The organism is Pseudomonas sp. MPDS (genome assembly GCF_013283895.1).
Classification (GTDB): domain Bacteria; phylum Pseudomonadota; class Gammaproteobacteria; order Pseudomonadales; family Pseudomonadaceae; genus Aquipseudomonas; species Aquipseudomonas rhizophila.
The window spans coordinates 2399392-2415979 of the sequence record NZ_CP054128.1 but is presented as its reverse complement, the minus strand read 5'-3'; the positions used below and the strand labels follow the sequence as shown (position 1 = coordinate 2415979).

Here is a 16588-nt window from a genome sequence, read left to right as displayed (position 1 = left end):
TAACCAGTGCTAGGCTGTGCCCGACAAGTGCGACGAATGTTATAGACGGCCTGATAGGTCGTCAACTCTTTTTTAAAAAAAATTCATTTAATTAAAGGGGTTAGGGGAATTTGCAGACCAAGCGCCTTTGCCCTCACGCCTCGGCATGCGAGAATGCGTTCTCTTTTTTTCCCCTCTCGATGGTTAACCACGCGCAATGACTGCACAACTTATCGACGGCAAATCGATCGCCGCCAGCCTGCGCCAGCAGATCGCCCAACGAGTCACCGAGCGTCGCCAGCAAGGCCTGCGCACGCCCGGCCTGGCGGTGATCCTGGTCGGCAGCGATCCTGCCTCTCAGGTTTATGTCTCGCACAAGCGTAAAGACTGTGAAGAGGTCGGCTTCCTTTCCCAGGCCTACGACCTGCCTTCCGAAACCACTCAGCAAGCATTGGCTGATCTGATTGATCGCCTGAACGACGACCCGAACATCGACGGCGTTCTGCTCCAACTGCCTCTGCCTGAACACCTCGACGCCTCCAAACTGCTGGAGCGCATCCGCCCGGACAAAGATGTCGACGGCTTCCATCCTTATAATGTCGGTCGCCTCGCCCAGCGTATCCCGCTGCTGCGCCCCTGCACCCCCAAAGGCATCATGACGTTGCTGGAAAGCACCGGCGTGGACCTGTACGGTCTCGATGCCGTGGTGGTTGGCGCGTCCAACATCGTTGGCCGTCCGATGGCCATGGAGTTGCTGCTGGCCGGCTGCACCGTCACCGTAACCCATCGCTTTACCAAGGACCTGGCTGGACACGTCGGCCGCGCCGACCTGGTGGTCGTTGCCGCCGGCAAGCCTGGCCTGGTGAAGGGCGAGTGGATCAAGGAAGGCGCCATCGTGATCGACGTGGGTATCAACCGCCAGGACGATGGCAAGCTGGTCGGCGACGTGATCTACGAAACCGCCCTGCCCCGTGCAGGCTGGATCACTCCAGTCCCTGGCGGCGTAGGTCCGATGACCCGTGCCTGTCTGCTGGAAAACACCTTGTATGCGGCGGAAACGCTGCATAGCTGATACGCCTTTTCAGCGCAGTTCCAATCCCTGTGGGAGCGAGCCTGCTCGCGATAGCTTTGTCTCAGCCTTCATCCATGCTGACTGACACACCGCTATCGCAAGCAGGGTCGCTCCCACAGGAGTTTTTGCGCCCTTCATTAAACTTTATTTAATCGCAAGCCCCGGCGGTACAGGCATATGGCGCTGTCGTCGCCCATACTCATAAAATGCAGCGCTTTTTTAACAAGCCATTGCTGCACGGCACCTTCAACTCTATCGAGTCTACTCGCGTGAAAATCCGTCTTTCTATCCTCAGCCTGTTCATCGCTTTCACAGGTACCTTTATCACGCAGAATGTCGAGGCGCAGGAAACCATCGCCGCCCCGCGAGACACCTCAAAACTGCAAGTCGCCTCGGGCAGCGCGATACTGCTGGACTTGCAGACGAATAAAGTCGTTTATGCCAGCAATCCCGACGTAGTGGTGCCCATCGCTTCGGTGACCAAATTGATGACCGGTCTGATCGTGCTGGATGCCAAGCAGGATCTGAATGAATACATTTCCATGACCATCGCCAATACACCGGAGATGAAGGGGGTATTTTCCCGGGTCAAGCTCAACAGCGAACTGTCACGCCGGGACGTGTTGCTGATTGCCCTGATGTCGTCGGAGAACCGCGCCGCCGCCAGCCTCGCCCACCACTACCCGGGCGGGTACGCAGCGTTCATCGCGGCCATGAACGCCAAGGCAAAGGCGCTGGGCATGAGCAGCACCCACTATGTCGAGCCCACAGGCCTGTCGATTCACAACGTATCCACCGCCCGGGACCTGACCAAACTGCTGATCGCGGCACGCAAATATCCATTGCTGAGCGAACTGAGTACCACCAAGGAAAAGACCGTAACCTTCCGCAAACCGGTTTATAGCCTGGGCTTTCGCAATACCGACCACTTGGTCCATAAGGCTGGCTGGGACATCCAACTGACCAAGACCGGCTTCACCAATCAGGCCGGCCACTGCCTGGTACTGGTGACGAAAATGAGCAATCGACCGATGGCCCTGGTGGTGCTGGATGCGTTTGGGAAATATACCCACTTCGCCGATGCCAGCCGGATCCGTAGCTGGGTGGAAACCGGCAAAAGCGCCAGCGTCCCTGCCGCGGCCCTTCAATACAAGGCGGCCAAGAACCTCAAGAGCCGCCAAACCGGTGTAGTCGAAGCGTCGAATTAATTAACCAGGCAAACAAAGCCCCGACTCATCGGGGCTTTGTTTATTCAAGGTTTTAGATCACCCAACGGGTCATACGCTCTGGAACCGGGCTCTTCCTGCTCATCCTCTTCGTCCAGAGGCGCCTTGGCGGGGCCTATCGGATCGACTTGAGGATCGCCGAGATCCGGCGAATCGGGATCAAATCCCAAATCATCGCCTGAAGAATGTTCGGAAGAATGTGGCCCCGTAGGTGTTTTCGACTGTGCCATGCTTTTCTCCTCGCAAGCATGGGCCGGATATTCCGGCCCTGAGGTTAGGAGCCTCTGGCATGGCGGGTGGTGCCCGACAAGTGACGAACGGGGGGTGAGATCAGTGTGCGCCGCTCAGGGCTTGAGTCGCCCGGGCCGCTGCCTGCTCCTGCCCTGCCCCGGCCAGTTCGCCCGCAGCTTTCAGCCAGCGCTGAGAGTCTACCTTGGCCGGGAGCTGCGTAGGTCGCTGGACCAATACCGCCCAGCCTCCAGCATCCTTGAGAGCCGACTCAAACCCACTGAAGCTCATCAGCAGCCGCCGGTTCATCCCCGATCGCAGCAAGACCGTCTGCTTTTGGCGGTCATAACCGACGAGAATGCCGTACCTGGGCCCAGACCAGAAAGCCGACCCCTCCGTATAGCGCACCAACACGGGATAACCTGCCGCGACTTGCTCCAACAGTGCCGGCAGTTCGCTGTCGAGGGGGTATACCACCAGCCCATATTCTCGCGCCAGGGTCTGCAGGTTCTGCTGCAAATGAGCCTCGCCTTCCGGCAGATGCAGAGGCTTCTCCAGCAGCCCCGGGGTGATTACCGTGCCTTGCAGCGTCAAGAGGCTGGCCAGCGACTGGGGGCCACCCTGGTACATTTCGCCACGAAAGAACGGCACGCTGTTGAGTTCCACCCGCTCGGGCAGGCGCTGAATCTGCGGCGACACACTGCCTGCGCAACCCGCCAGGGCCGCCAGGCAGGCCGTCACCAGTACCAGTGATCGAAAAGAGGAAATTACCGGAAACATTAGGACTCTCTTGTTAAGGCACCCGACATCGGGCCAGGCAAGGGCCGTCGATCATAAGGTGCAGACAGACGTGGGTATAGCCTTAAACAGCAGTCCCATCGCGGCGATAGAACGAAGCGGTCCGTCTGTCATCAATACAGATCGATTCCCTGCAACACTTTAGCGACTAGACTGTCCATTGTAACGAGTGCGTCGCCCTGAACTTGGGCAGAAGGAGGCACAGATGAGCCTGACCACAACAATCCTGATGCTGATATTCGGCTGGTTAAGCGTCGCCACAGCCATGCTGTGGGGCGTTTTGCGCATTGCACGCCGCCATCATCCTGCGCCACGACCAGCGCGGGCGGAAAAAGCACCAAAACCGGCCAGGCGCCACGCCGCCGCACACTGACCGTCCCGCCGCCCTTCAAAAATCCAAAAAAAAGCCGCCCGGGCATGGACCCGGCGGCTTTTGAGTGCCTGTAATCAGGCTTTGTCAGCCAACGCCCTTTGCTGACGGCGACGCGACATCATGTTCAACACCTCAATCGCTGCCGAGAACGCCATGGCTGCGTAGATATAGCCCTTGGGCACATGAGCACCAAAGCCTTCGGCGATCAACGTCATGCCGATCATGATCAGGAAGCCCAGCGCCAACATGACCACTGTCGGGTTGTCGTTGATGAACTTGGCCAGCGGCTCGGCCGCCAGCAACATCACCAACACCGAGATCACGACAGCAATGATCATGATCGGCAGATGCTCGGTCATGCCCACGGCGGTAATGATGCTGTCGATGGAAAATACCAGGTCCAGCATCAGGATCTGACCGATCGCAGCGGCAAATCCGAGGGTCACGCCGGAGGTGGCGGATTTCGGATCATTCGGTGCCGGGTCCATGCTGTGGTGGATCTCGGTGGTGGCTTTCCACAGCAGGAACAGGCCGCCGGCGATCAGGATCATGTCCTTCCAGGAGAATGCCTGACCGAGGATTTCGATAACCGGCTCAGTCAACTGCACGATGAAAGCAATGGTGCTCAACAAGCCCAGGCGCAGGATCAGCGCCATGCCAATGCCGATACGCCGTGCCTTGGCGCGGTGCTGTTCGGGCAGTTTATTGGTCAGGATCGAAATGAAGATCAGGTTATCGATGCCAAGCACGATTTCCATGACGACCAGAGTCGCCAGCGCGATCCATGCAGTGGGGCTGGCAGCGAGTTGTAAAAGATAATCCATGGGTCAGTCCTGACTCGATATGACGGGGTTAAATGGTTTGGGTGGAGGTTTCGGATTCTTCAGCCTCATCCGCCGGCTGCTTCTTGGGGCTGATCAACCCGCCAGTGGCCTCGCTGATCGCCTGTTCGGCAGCCTTATGGGTGTCATCGATTGCCTGCTTGGCCGTTTCCGCGGCTTGCCCCATCAACTGCTGGGCACTTTTTTCGGCCTGTTCGCAGCCAACAAGGGCGATTGAAGACACTGCCAACAAGGCCGCCAAACCCAGGGTTTTGTACGTCATGGATAAATGCCTCTCAGGGTTAAACAGAGCACCAAAGGTGGCTCACCGATGGCCCGGCATTCTAGAGAGGTGAATACTTCAGGAAAATTCGTATTTTCAGCGGTTATACTTCGATTTTTACGAATCGGTGTGCCTTATGCTCAATTACCGACAGTTGCATTACTTCTGGGTGGTGGCCAAGACCGGCAGCATTGTGCGGGCCTGCGAGCAACTGAACCTGACACCACAAACCATCAGCGGGCAGATCTCGCTGCTCGAGCAAACCTTTAACATCAAGTTGTTTCGCCGCGTCGGGCGACAGTTGGAACTGACCGAGGCTGGCCGCCAGACGCTGCCCTATGCCGAACACATGTTCCAGTTGGGTGGCGAACTGGAGCTTATGCTCCGGGCCCAACCCAATGAGCAGCAGACGCTGTTCCGGGTCGGGGTGGCAGATGTGGTGCCCAAGTCCATCGTCTATCGGCTGCTGGCGCCGACCATGGAGCTGAGTGAGCCGCTGCGCATCACTTGCCGCGAAGACAAACTCGAGCGGCTGTTGGCGGACCTGGCGATCCAGCGCCTGGACCTGGTGATTTCCGACAGCCCGATGCCGACCCACCTGGACATCAAGGGTTATAGCCAGAAGTTGGGAGAGTGCGGGATCAGCTTCTTTGCCACCGCTGCGCTGGCCGAGCGCTATGGGCAGGATTTCCCCCGCAGCCTGAATGACGCCCCGCTGCTGATTCCAGGTGCCGAAACCGTGGTACGCAGCCGCTTGCAACGCTGGTTCGCCGAGCAACAGATCCAGCCACGCATCGTCGGCGAATTCGACGACAGCGCGCTGATGCAGGCCTTCGGGCAATCAGGCAGCGGAATTTTCATCGGCCCGAGCGTGATCGCCGAAGAAGTTCAGCGTCAGTACGGCGTACAGGTGATCGGCCAGACCGATGCGGTCAGCGAGTCGTTCTATGCCATTTCCGTGGAGCGCAAGGTCAGCCATCCGGGCATCGTCGCCATCGCCGAAGGTGCCCGACGCGAGCTGTTCAGCGCTTAGGACTGCGCGCAGGCGGCACGGGGCTTGAAGGTCATCAGCAACAACGCCAGCAGGATCGATATGAGGATGAACCCGGACGCGGCAAAACCAACGCTGCCCAGGCCCAGGGTATCGATGACGCGCCCACCGACCATCGCCCCCAAGCCAATTCCCAGATTGGCCCCGGCGATGTTCAGCGATGCGGCAAAGGCTGGAGCCTCAGGCGCGGCCTTCATCAGTCGTACATGACTGACCAGGAACAGGGCCGCCTGGGTCACTCCCCAGATGCCCATCGCTGCCGCCAGCCCGACGGTCGAATGAATGCTCGGCACCAGCGCCACCATGCCGCCGATCAGGAACAGACAAAACACCATCGAGGCGATCAAAGGGTGTCGGTCCACCGCGCGGCCGCCCAGAGAGTTACCCACCAGCCCCACGGCCCCGAAGCCCATCAGGCACCAGCCCACCAGTGTGCCGTCGAACCCGGCCAGGCGCTCGAGGATATCGGCCAGGTAGGTGTACGCGGTGAACATGCCGCTGAACACCAGGATCGACAGCAGCACATGGCCCTGCATCAACGGGCTGCGCAATATCTTGAGTTGCGAGCGCAAACTGACCTGGTGCTGATGCAGATTGGTTTTGGGCAGGTAGACAAACAGCAGCAAGGCCTTGGCGAACGCAACGAACGCCAGGATGGCAAAGGCGCTGCGCCAGCCGAACGCATCAGAAATCAGCGTGCCTACCGGAATACCGAACACCGTGGCACAGACAATGCCGAACCCGATCCGGGCGATGGCCCGCCCGGCAAACTGCGGCCCGACAATGTCCACTGCCGTTTCGCTGGCCAATGCCCAGAACACCGGTAGCCCCAAGGCTGGGATCAATCGGGCGACGGCCATTACGCCGATATTGGGGGCCAGCGCCGCCAGTGTGTTGGCCAGACCAAACATCACCAACACGCTGATAAACAGCTTGCGCCGCTCAAAGCGGGCGAACCAGGCGGTCAGGAACGGCCCGAATGCCGCCACGGTAAATGCAAACAACGTCACCAGCAGCCCGGCCTGGGCAATCGTGACTTGCAGGTCGCGGGCAATGGATGGCAACAGGCCGACGATGATGAATTCGGTGGTCAGCACTGTAAAACCAGCCGCCGACAACAGAAAAACAGACAACATGCAGAACTCCAGCAAAACAACGACACCAGCGTCAGCCCAAAAGGGTCGCTGGCAGAGTAGAAAGGGGATTGGCCCAAAGCCTAACAGAATGCGCCCCTCAGACAAACGCGTGTGAACGCCCAAGCGACGGATCGTCACAGGTCCGTCAGGTTTTTCCGCGGGCTGTGATAAAGTCCGCGGCCTGCAAACGCTGTACTTTCTTTTCGGTCCCGCTCACGTGGCCTGCCCGCCTGTTGCCCTGAGGGGTCGACCGTTGCACACAAAAAAAATCAGAGATGCCGTTATGACTGCTTTGTCTCCTTCCGTTCTACACCGCCTCAAACGCACCGGCCTGGTGACGCAAATCGTCATCGGTCTGATCGCCGGCATCATCCTGGCGTGGCTGGCACCGGACCTTGCCAAGTCCACCGCTTTCATCGGTAAGGTCTTTGTGTCAGCGCTCAAGGCCGTGGCACCGATCCTGGTGTTCGTGCTGGTCATGGCGTCGATCGCCAACCACAAGCACGGTCAGGAAACCCATATCCGGCCCATTCTCTTCCTGTACCTGCTCGGCACTTTCGCCGCCGCAGTGGTCGCGGTGGTTGCCAGTACCCTGTTTCCGTCCAGCCTTGTCCTGGTGTCCCATGACGTCGCCGTCACCGCCCCCGGCGGCATCGGCGAAGTACTGCAGAGTTTGATGCTCAGCGTGGTGGACAATCCGGTCAGCGCCCTGATGAATGCCAACTTCATCGGCATTCTGGCCTGGGCCATCGGCATGGGCATTGCCATTCGCCATGCTGGCGAAACCACCCGTACCGTGCTCGGGGATCTGTCCAACGGCGTGACCGTGATCGTGCGCGTGGTCATCTGCTTCGCCCCGCTGGGGATCTTCGGCCTGGTGGCCTCGACCCTGGCAACCTCAGGTTTCAGCGCGTTGCTGGGCTACCTTCACCTGTTGACCGTGCTGATTGGCTGCATGCTGTTCGTGGCGCTGGTGATGAACCCGCTCATCGTGTTCTGGAAGCTGCGTCGCAACCCGTACCCACTGGTCTTTACCTGCCTGCGCGAGAGCGGCATTACCGCGTTCTTCACCCGCAGTTCGGCGGCGAATATCCCAGTGAACCTGGAACTGAGCAAACGCCTGGGCCTGCACGAAGACACCTATTCGGTATCGATCCCGCTGGGCGCGACCATCAACATGGCCGGCGCCGCCATTACCATCACCGTACTGACCCTGGCGGCGGTGCATACCCTGGGTATCGTGGTCGACGTGCCGACCGCCGTGTTGCTGAGCGTCGTCGCGGCCATTTGTGCCTGCGGCGCGTCCGGCGTGGCCGGTGGTTCGCTGTTGCTGATTCCCCTGGCATGCAGCCTGTTCGGCATTCCCAGCGACATCGCCATGCAGGTGGTCGCCGTGGGCTTCATTATCGGCGTCCTGCAGGATTCGGCGGAGACTGCGCTCAATTCCTCTACCGATGTGCTGTTCACCGCGGCGGCTTGCTTGGGTGAGGAAGAGAAGCGCGAACGCGTGGCCTGACAGCGGCGCTGGAGGTATGACCGTCATCGCGAGCAGGCTCGCTCCCACAGGGTTTGTGGCAGATACAAATCCAATGTGGGAGCGAGCCTGCTCGCGATAGCGATGGCACAGCCACCGTGTAAACAGACCGCCACAAAAAAGCCCGGGACGGCCCACACCGTCCCGGGCTTTTTCATGCTGGCGGGTTTAGAACGCGCCCATGTAGTCGCGTTTGCCCACTTCCACGCCATTGTGGCGCAGCAGCGCATAGGTGGTGGTGACGTGGAAGAAGAACTGCGGCAGACCATAGGTCAGGAGGTAGGTCTGGCCGGTGAAGCGTTTTTCCTTCGGCGTGCCCGGACGGGTGACGATTTCGATGCCTTCCTTGCCGTCGATCTGCTCGGGGCTGATGCCGTCGATGAACGCCAATACCTTGGTGATCAAGGCTTGCAGTTCGGCAAAGGTGGTTTCGCTGTCGTCATATTTCGGCACTTCAAGCTCGGCCAGACGCGCGGACACGCCTTTGGCGAAGTCCACCGCGATCTGCACCTGGCGTACCAGGGGGAACATGTCAGGGTACAGGCGGGCTTGCAGGAACGCGTTCGGGTCGATGTTTTTCGCAGTGGCGTGGGCTTCAGCCTTGTTCAGGACATCACTCAGGGCGTTGAGCATCTGCTTGAAAACCGGGATGGAAGCGGCGTACAGGGAAATAGTCATGGCGATCTCATGCAGGTGGCAGGAAAGGACAAATCAAACGGGTGCGATTATAGCCACGCCTTGTTGCGCACCTTGTCTTTTATTGCGCAAGGATTAGGCTAGGCGGCTTCCACAGCATAGGGAACGCGCGATGAGTATCGAAGAACAAAGCCCGGCCGAAGAACCCCGGCTCAACAGCACGGAAATCCGCATTCTCGGCGCGCTGGTCGAAAAGCAGGCCACCAACCCCGAGACCTACCCGCTGACGCTCAACGCCCTGGTGCTGGCCTGCAACCAGAAGACCAGCCGTGAGCCGGTCATGAACCTCAATCCGGGCCAGGTCGGCCAGAGCCTGCGTGCGCTGGAAGGTCGCGGCTTTACCAAACTGGTGATGGGCAGCCGCGCCGACCGCTGGGAGCATCGGGTCGACAAGGCCCTGGAGCTGGTGCCGGCCCAAGTGATTCTGATGGGGTTGCTGTTCTTGCGCGGCCCGCAGACAGTCAATGAACTGCTGACCCGTAGCGGGCGGATGCACGATTTCGAAGACACCGAACAGGTGGTGCATCAGCTTGAACGGCTGATCGCCCGTGGCTTGGCGCTGTTGGTGCCGCGCCAGCCCGGCCAGCGGGAAGACCGTTACATGCACGCCATGGGCGACCCGGCGGATATCGAAGCGATCCTCGCCGCCCGCCAGCATCCCGTGGAGCGTGGTGCCGGCAGCGGCGTGTCGCTGGAGCGCATCGAAGAACTCGAAGCGCGGATCGCGGCGTTGGAAGAACGGCTGGCGCGACTGGAGTAATCAGGATCGAGCGAACGCCACGGCCTTCTTGAATTGTTCCGCGCTGGGCCGCACGCCGGTGTACAGGACAAACTGCTCCAGGGCCTGGATCGCAATCACTTCGAGCCCGGTGATGACCCGTTTGCCCTCAGCCTGGGCGCGCACGATCAGCGGCGTTTGCGACGGGATCGCCACCACATCGAACACCGTCTCGGCCGCTGCGATGGTGTTGGGCTCGAACGCCAGTTGATCGGCTTCCGGGCCACCGGTCATGCCGATCGGCGTGACGTTGATCAGCATCTGCGGCCGTCGCTGCCCCAGTTCAGCCTGCCACTCGTAACCCAGGGAGCCGGCCAAGGCTCGCCCGGCGGTTTCGTTGCGGGCCACGATCAAACCGTTTGAGTAACCACCGTCGCGCAAGGCGCTGGCCACGGCCTTGGCCATGCCGCCGCTACCGCGCAGAGCAAAGGTTGAATCCTTGGGCACCGCATGGGTTTGCAGCAATTGGGCGATCGCGATGTAGTCGGTGTTGTAGGCCTTTAAATGGCCATCGGTGTTGACGATGGTATTGATGGACTGGATCGCGGCGGCGGAAGGATCGAGTTCGTCGACCAGGGCGATGCAGTCTTCCTTGAACGGCATCGACACCCCGCACCCGCGGATGCCCAAGGCGCGGATGCCGCCTACAGCACCGGGCAAGTCCTGGCTGCTGAATGCCTTGTAGTAAAAATTCAGCCCCAGTTGCTCATACAGGTGATTGTGAAAGCGCAGGCCGAAGTTCCCAGGGCGCGCCGATAGTGACATGCACAGTTGAGTGTCTTTGTTGGGGTTGATCTGCATGCGTGACTCCTTGCAGTAAAGAAACCGCTACAGACCTTACACAATATTTACCCAACGGCACGGCAAATTCTGAAAAAATCGCTGTCAGAGCAAGTATCCCCGCGACCCTCATTCGGGTCTGTTGCAGACCACAGGCGCCGGGGCCAAAACGAGGAATCGTTATGAACCGTCAACTCCCCATCATCGCCCTGCTCATGGGGGCACTCGCGGTCACCGGCCAGGCATCCGCCCATGGTCGAGGTGGTTGGGAGGGGCCCGCCGTGTTTGGCGCAATCGTTGGTTCGGCCATCGTCGGCTCAGCGATCATCAACCGTGATCGTCCGGTCTACGTGCAGCAACCGGTGTACGTCCAGCCACAACCGGTTTATGTGCAGCAGCCGCCACCGGTCTACTACCAGCCACAGCCGGTCTACATCGAGCGCCCTGTCTACTATCGTCCGGCGCCGGTGTATTACGGGCCACCACGGGGCTATTACTACGGCCCACCGCGCGGTCATTACGGGCGCTGGTGATCAGTCTCTGAGGCAAAAGGAAAGGCCTGTGATCCTCGATCACAGGCCTTTCCTTATTAAGAGACATAAAGCCGAATTAAGAGACATAAAGCCGAGCAAGCGCCGTCGTCACGAGGCTAGACGTGCTCGCTGCTTTTCAATCGTACCGGGCCATGCTCTACCGGTGCATGGGCTGCCTCCGACACCACCGGAATCTCGTTACCATCGCAGTCGTGCAGCTTGCCGTCACTGAAGTAGTCGCCTTCACGCAGCGCCGCCAGGTCCTGATAACGCAACACCCGCTCGGTACCGGCGGCGAATACGGACTGTTGATCCGAGTTACCCCGGGTGAAGTGATTGAAGGCCAGGTTCAGCACGATTGCCATGATCGCCGAAGAGCTGATGCCCGAATGGAAGATCGTCGCGAACCAGCTCGGGAAATGATCGTAGAAATTCGGCGCGGCGATGGGAATCATGCCAAAACCGATAGAGGTGGCGACGATGATCAGGTTGACGTTGTTGCGGTAGTCGACTTTTGACAGCGTGCGGATGCCGCTGGCAGCCACGGTGCCGAACAGTACGATACCGGCACCGCCCAACACCGAAGTCGGCACCGCCGCGATCACTCGGCCCATGAACGGCAGCAGCCCGAGTACCACCAGAAATACCCCGCCAGTTGCCACCACGAAACGGCTCTTGATCCCCGTCACCGCCACCAGTCCGACATTCTGGGCAAAGGCGCTCTGGGTGAAAGAGCCAAAGATCGGCGCGATCATGCTCGACAGCATGTCGGCCCGCAAGCCGTTACCCAGACGCCTGGAGTCGACTTTGGTGTCGATGATCTCGCCCACCGCGAGGATATCGGCGGACGTTTCCACCAATGTCACCATGATCACGATGCACATCGACAGAATGGCCGCGACATGAAAAGTCGGCATGCCAAAGTGGAAAGGTGTGGGGAAACCGAACATCGGGCCTTGGCTGACGGATGAAAAGTCCGCCATACCCAGGAATACGGCGATGACCGTGCCAATGACCATTGCCAGCAGAATCGACAGCCGCGAGATCGTCGCGCTGCCCATTTTGCTCAGCAGCAGCACCAGGACCAGGGTGACGGCGGCCAAACCGATATTGGCCATGCTGCCGAAATCGGCGGCATGGCTATTGCCGCCCATTGCCCAGCGAGCAGCTACCGGCATCAAGGTCAGGCCAATGGTGGTGATGACGATGCCAGTGACCAGCGGCGGAAAGAACCGGGTGATTCGCGAGAACACCGGAGTAATCAGCAAGCCGATCAAGGACGCGGCGATCACCGCTCCGAGGATGGCCTGGAACCCCCCTTCTCCGCCGCTGCCGACGATCGCCACCATGGTCGCGACCCCGGAAAACGAAACGCCCTGCACGAGAGGCAACTGACAGCCGAAAAACGGCAGGCCAAGGGTTTGCAACAATGTTGCAAGCCCCCCCGCGAACAATGACGCCGCGATCAACAGGCCGATGTCCGCCGGTGACAAACCGGCGGCCTGACCGATGATCAGTGGCACAGCGACGATGCCACCGTACATGGTCAACACATGTTGCAGGCCGTAAGCCATATTCGCGCCGACGCCAAGGTTTTCGTCCTCGGGCCGTGGGAGTGAAACATGGGGCGTTTTCATGGTTCGGGAGTTCCCTGTTTTTTGTTATGCGCACACTGTATTCAAAACTCAGGACAAATGTCCATAGAGTTGTATACAACTTGTTGCGCACAGCCATCCTCTCCCGCGGATCCTTGCGCTTCCCCTGCTACCCCACTTCGTTACAGAAGCCCAACCACGGCGGGCCGTAAAAGCTCACGTGGCGGTACGCGCAGACCAAACTCGTTTTCCAGCAGGTCGATCAGTTCGTCGGCGTCGGTGATTGTCCGGCGCTCGCTTTGCTCGCCTATCCGGTGCAAGGCATAGCTGTTGCCGTTCAGGGTCTTGCGCAATCCATCGCCAGTGCGAGCCACCATCAACCGGCCCATGAATGGCGACTCGGGGTGGTTGCTGACGTACCAATTGCCGACGGTGTAGTCGATGTCTTCCTGGCGCTGCAGATCGAACAGGTACATCGGCCGCCATTCGTCGGCCACGCAGGCACGCAGCAGATAGCCGTCCGGGTGAACCTCGATGCGATAGGGTTCGTGGGGAGTGGCCTGGGTGTCACGGCTGTCCAGCAGCAGCGGCGCAGTAGGCACCATGCCGCCGAAGCCGACATCGGTGGTGTAACGCACGCCGTCAAGCGTCACCAGGCTGAGGCGGTGGGTGCGGGCGGGCCAGGCACCCTCGGGGGCATTCATCACCACCCGTCCGGTGATGCCCCGGGCTTCGAAGCCCAGTTCCAACAGCAGCGCCAGGAACAATTGATTGAGCTCATAGCAGTAACCGCCGCGGCCTTGTTCGAAGACTTTTCGCTCCACTGATTCGAGGTCGATGGGGACGGGTTGGCCCAGCAGCGTCGAAAGGGTTTCAAAGGGGAACTCGGCGGTGTGGCGTCGTTGAAGCAGGCGCAAGGTGTCGAGGGTCGGGGCTGGCGGTGTGTCGAAGCCCAGGCGTTGCAGATAACGGCCCGAATCATTCAGTCGGGTTTGGCTCATGAGGATGTCCTTTCCTGTCCAGTGCAGGGCTTACAAAAAGTCCGCTGCTGGGGTGCAGATATAAGGCATTCGCCTTTGCGAGACAATAACCGACCGCAGACCTCGCTCCCTCACCGACGTTTTCGCGAAGCGAGCCGGATCCAGGTCGGAGCATGGTCGCTGGGATGTGGTTGATTCCTGACCCATGCGTCCACGCCCGCCTCGCTCAGGTAAGGACTGGCCGCCGGGTTGAGCAGCAGGTGATCGATGCGCAGCCCGGAGTTCTTTTGCCAGTGCTGACGGAAATAATCCCAGAAGGTGTATACCCGCTCGTCCGGGTACAGATGGCGCAACGAATCGGTCCAACCCTGGTCGAGCAACCTTTGGTAACACTCGCGGCTTTCGGGTTGCAGCAGGGCATCCTTGAGCCAGGAACGCGGGTTGTAGATGTCCAGGTCGGTGGGCACCACGTTGTAATCACCCGCCAGCACCACCGGATGATCGCTGGCCTGCAGCCCCTGGGCATAAGCGATCAGCCGTTCGAACCAGGCCAGTTTGTAATCGAATTTGGGCCCAGGTTGCGGGTTGCCGTTAGGCAGATAAAGACAACCCACCAGCACGCCATGCACCGCAGCCTCCAGGTAACGACTGTGGCGGTCATCGTCACCACCGGGCAAACCACGGCGGCTCTCCAGCGGTTGCGCATCACGGGCCAGGATCGCAACGCCATTCCAGGACGCCTGGCCGTGCCAGAGCGATCCGTAACCGACCGATTCCAGCTGCGCTGTGGGGAAATCCTTGTCCGCTGCCTTGAGTTCCTGCAAGCAGACAATGTCGGGTTTCTCCCGCTCCAGCCACTCCAGCAGATTGGGCAGTCGGGCCCGGATGCCGTTGATATTGAAGGTCGCTATGCGCAGGTTTTTCATCGGGCCAGGGCTCCAGATCCAGGACACTAGCTGTGACCGACAAGCCACCGTGGTGGTTGCAACGACTTACGATCTCCCGGCCATCGATTTTGATGATTTCTGCGACCTCAACGATCCGAGCGCGCCAGCGTATCAAACCCGTCTTCCATCGATAACGCCGCCACTCGGTTGCGTCCGCTGTGCTTGGCCTGATAAAGCGCCGCGTCGGCCCGCTGGAGGAACACTTCAATACTGTCCAGACTGCTGGGCACAAACGCGTAGCAGCCCAGGCTCACCGTCAAGTAGCCGGTAGGAGAGCCGGCATGGGTGATGTGTTGGTCGATAACGCTGCGGCGGATCTGCTCGGCCAGGGCCAAGGCCCCTTGCAGGTTGGTATCGGGCAGCAGCACCGCGAACTCCTCGCCACCATAACGCACGGCAAGGTCAGCCTTGCGATGACAGCAACCCTTGAGCACCTTCGCCATTTCTGCCAGGCAATGATCCCCGGCCACGTGGCCGTAGGTGTCGTTGTAACGCTTGAAGAAATCGATATCGAGCATGATCAAGCTCAAGGGGCTGCGCTGGCGGGCACCCCGGCCGAACTCGATGTCCAGGGCCCGCTCGAACAGCCGACGGTTCGCAAGCCCGGTCAGGCTGTCATGGGTGGCAATCAGTTCCAACGCTTCCTGGGCCTTGCGCAGGTCCGCTTCGATCCGTTCGCTGTTGCGCACCTGACGCACGAACACCCAGCCGAACAGGCAGATACCTAATACCACCACTGCCACGATCAGACTGGATTTGAAGGCTCTGTCGTGCCAACCCGCCAGGATCGCCTGTTCGGACATCGCGGCGGTAACCACCAGTGGATAGGCCTGTAAATGCTGGTGGTCATAGAGCCTGAGGACGCCATCGGCAGCGGAACGGATGGTCGCGGTACCGGCGCCTTCGCTGTACAACTCATGCTGAAAGACCGGTTCCTCGGCCAGGGATCGACCGATTTTCGCCTCGTCGAAGGGGCGCCGGGCCAGCAAGGTCCCGTCGGACAAGGCCAGGACCATCTCGTCTTGATCAGCGAGGCTGAAGCTTTCGAAGAATCGATCGAAGTACGACATCTTGATCCCGGCCAACAATACGCCCTGGAAATTGCCGTCCTGATCATTCAAGCGCCGCGACACCGGGATGATCCACTCGCCATTTTGTCGACTGCGGATAGCCGGCCCGATATGAGCGATCAGGGCGGTGTTCTGCTGATGGAACGTAAAGTAGTCCCGATCTGCTACCCCTGGGCCCCTGTGCAGTTGTTCAAAGGACGTAATGACCCATTGACCGTGCTTGTCGAACAGGAACAGGCCATGCAATTGCTCCAGTGCTTGCACGCGCCGGGCAAAGGTTTTCTGCAGACGTGGTTGCAGCGCCGGATCGAAACCGTCGCTCTCTATCCAGTCCGCCAGGCTGGTCAGGACCAGGTCTGTCTGCTGGAACGTGTCCTGAGCCTGTTGGGCCATGGCCCGGGTGAGGTTGGCTGAGGCGGTGCGCGCCGACTCCAGATCGTAGCGACGAGACTGTTCCAGTTGCAAAAAAAGCAGGCCACACAGGCACAGGCAGACCGCCGCGATAAACGCCACCGCTGCCTTGAGCAACGGCAGGCGCTTGAGGGCACCGCCAGGGACATGGAACGGATCAAAATGGGGGATAGGCAAGCGATTTCCTGAGGGGGGCAAAGCATGAGCGAAACCCTCAAAGCCCCCAATATTCGTGAGCTTAGCCTACCGCCTGGGGGGGCGGCAATTTGCCGGTGTGGCATAGCCGATGGGTGGCTC

At 59.9% G+C, this 16588-nt stretch carries 18 protein-coding genes; 7 read left to right on the top strand and 11 right to left on the bottom strand.

Annotation, left to right across the window (positions count from 1 at the left end):
• Positions 1-196 precede the first annotated feature (196 nt).
• Entirely contained in the window at positions 197-1051 is an 855-nt protein-coding gene (gene folD, locus HQ912_RS10680; RefSeq protein ID WP_047228500.1) for a bifunctional methylenetetrahydrofolate dehydrogenase/methenyltetrahydrofolate cyclohydrolase FolD, read from the top strand.
• A 269-nt stretch (positions 1052-1320) separates the two neighbouring features.
• The gene (gene pbpG, locus HQ912_RS10675) at positions 1321-2259 is read left to right on the top strand and encodes a D-alanyl-D-alanine endopeptidase (protein WP_047228565.1); all 939 of its coding nucleotides are present in this window, start codon (positions 1321-1323) and stop codon (positions 2257-2259) included.
• 44 nt (positions 2260-2303) lie between these two features.
• On the opposite strand, the gene HQ912_RS10670 is transcribed toward pbpG, so the two are convergent.
• Both HQ912_RS10670 and HQ912_RS10665 read right to left on the bottom strand, forming a co-directional pair.
• The gene (locus HQ912_RS10670) at positions 2304-2507 is read right to left on the bottom strand and encodes a DUF6021 family protein (protein WP_076383965.1); all 204 of its coding nucleotides are present in this window, start codon (positions 2505-2507) and stop codon (positions 2304-2306) included.
• Between the two features lie 100 nt (positions 2508-2607).
• Positions 2608-3285: a peptidase C39 family protein gene (locus HQ912_RS10665; protein ID WP_047228501.1), complete on the bottom strand. Its 678-nt coding sequence runs from the start codon at positions 3283-3285 to the stop codon at positions 2608-2610.
• Positions 3286-3508: 223 nt separating this feature from the next.
• On the opposite strand from HQ912_RS10665, the gene HQ912_RS10660 reads away from it, so the two are divergent.
• Complete coding sequence (locus HQ912_RS10660) at positions 3509-3676, top strand: hypothetical protein (RefSeq protein WP_171061342.1); 168 nt, start codon at positions 3509-3511, stop codon at positions 3674-3676.
• A 74-nt stretch (positions 3677-3750) separates the two neighbouring features.
• Here the strand turns inward: HQ912_RS10660 and HQ912_RS10655 are convergent, their stop codons facing one another.
• Both HQ912_RS10655 and HQ912_RS10650 read right to left on the bottom strand, forming a co-directional pair.
• Positions 3751-4500 carry a TerC family protein gene (locus HQ912_RS10655; RefSeq protein ID WP_047228502.1) on the bottom strand — a complete coding sequence of 250 codons (750 nt, stop codon included), beginning with the start codon at positions 4498-4500 and terminating at the stop codon, positions 3751-3753.
• Positions 4501-4528: 28 nt separating this feature from the next.
• A complete protein-coding gene (locus HQ912_RS10650; RefSeq protein WP_047228503.1) occupies positions 4529-4780 on the bottom strand; it encodes a hypothetical protein in 252 nt (83 codons plus the stop codon).
• A gap of 136 nt (positions 4781-4916) precedes the next feature.
• Here HQ912_RS10650 and nhaR point away from each other — a divergent pair, with 136 nt between their 5' ends.
• Positions 4917-5813, top strand: coding sequence for a transcriptional activator NhaR (gene nhaR, locus HQ912_RS10645; protein ID WP_076383964.1), 897 nt, complete (start codon positions 4917-4919; stop codon positions 5811-5813).
• Here the strand turns inward: nhaR and HQ912_RS10640 are convergent.
• A complete protein-coding gene (locus HQ912_RS10640; RefSeq protein ID WP_047228505.1) occupies positions 5810-6967 on the bottom strand; it encodes an MFS transporter in 1158 nt (385 codons plus the stop codon). The two genes, nhaR and HQ912_RS10640, sit on opposite strands and share 4 nt — an antisense overlap.
• 283 nt (positions 6968-7250) lie before the next feature.
• Between HQ912_RS10640 and sstT the strand changes: the two genes are divergently transcribed.
• Positions 7251-8483 carry a serine/threonine transporter SstT gene (sstT, locus tag HQ912_RS10635; RefSeq protein ID WP_047228506.1) on the top strand — a complete coding sequence of 411 codons (1233 nt, stop codon included), beginning with the start codon at positions 7251-7253 and terminating at the stop codon, positions 8481-8483.
• Positions 8484-8669: 186 nt separating this feature from the next.
• On the opposite strand, the gene HQ912_RS10630 is transcribed toward sstT, so the two are convergent.
• Positions 8670-9179, bottom strand: a complete 510-nt coding sequence (locus tag HQ912_RS10630; RefSeq protein ID WP_173406763.1) for a DUF1993 family protein — start codon at positions 9177-9179, stop codon at positions 8670-8672.
• Positions 9180-9309: 130 nt separating this feature from the next.
• Here HQ912_RS10630 and HQ912_RS10625 point away from each other — a divergent pair, with 130 nt between their 5' ends.
• The gene (locus HQ912_RS10625; RefSeq protein ID WP_047228508.1) at positions 9310-9957 is read left to right on the top strand and encodes a YceH family protein; all 648 of its coding nucleotides are present in this window, start codon (positions 9310-9312) and stop codon (positions 9955-9957) included.
• On the opposite strand, the gene HQ912_RS10620 is transcribed toward HQ912_RS10625, so the two are convergent.
• Positions 9958-10776, bottom strand: coding sequence for a shikimate 5-dehydrogenase (locus tag HQ912_RS10620; protein ID WP_173406762.1), 819 nt, complete (start codon positions 10774-10776; stop codon positions 9958-9960).
• A 161-nt stretch (positions 10777-10937) separates the two neighbouring features.
• On the opposite strand from HQ912_RS10620, the gene HQ912_RS10615 reads away from it, so the two are divergent.
• Positions 10938-11288, top strand: a complete 351-nt coding sequence (locus tag HQ912_RS10615; protein WP_047228510.1) for a hypothetical protein — start codon at positions 10938-10940, stop codon at positions 11286-11288.
• A 116-nt stretch (positions 11289-11404) separates the two neighbouring features.
• Here HQ912_RS10615 and HQ912_RS10610 read toward each other — a convergent pair whose 3' ends face one another.
• From HQ912_RS10610 to HQ912_RS10595, 4 genes are all read right to left on the bottom strand, one after another.
• Entirely contained in the window at positions 11405-12925 is a 1521-nt protein-coding gene (locus HQ912_RS10610) for a nucleobase:cation symporter-2 family protein (protein WP_047228511.1), read from the bottom strand.
• Between the two features lie 140 nt (positions 12926-13065).
• Positions 13066-13884 (bottom strand): arylamine N-acetyltransferase family protein, encoded by an 819-nt coding sequence (locus HQ912_RS10605; RefSeq protein WP_076383962.1) that lies wholly within the window; start codon positions 13882-13884, stop codon positions 13066-13068.
• 110 nt (positions 13885-13994) lie between these two features.
• Complete coding sequence (xth, locus tag HQ912_RS10600; protein ID WP_047228513.1) at positions 13995-14789, bottom strand: exodeoxyribonuclease III; 795 nt, start codon at positions 14787-14789, stop codon at positions 13995-13997.
• 107 nt (positions 14790-14896) lie between these two features.
• Positions 14897-16468, bottom strand: a complete 1572-nt coding sequence (locus tag HQ912_RS10595; protein WP_047228514.1) for a GGDEF domain-containing protein — start codon at positions 16466-16468, stop codon at positions 14897-14899.
• Positions 16469-16588: the final 120 nt, after the last annotated feature.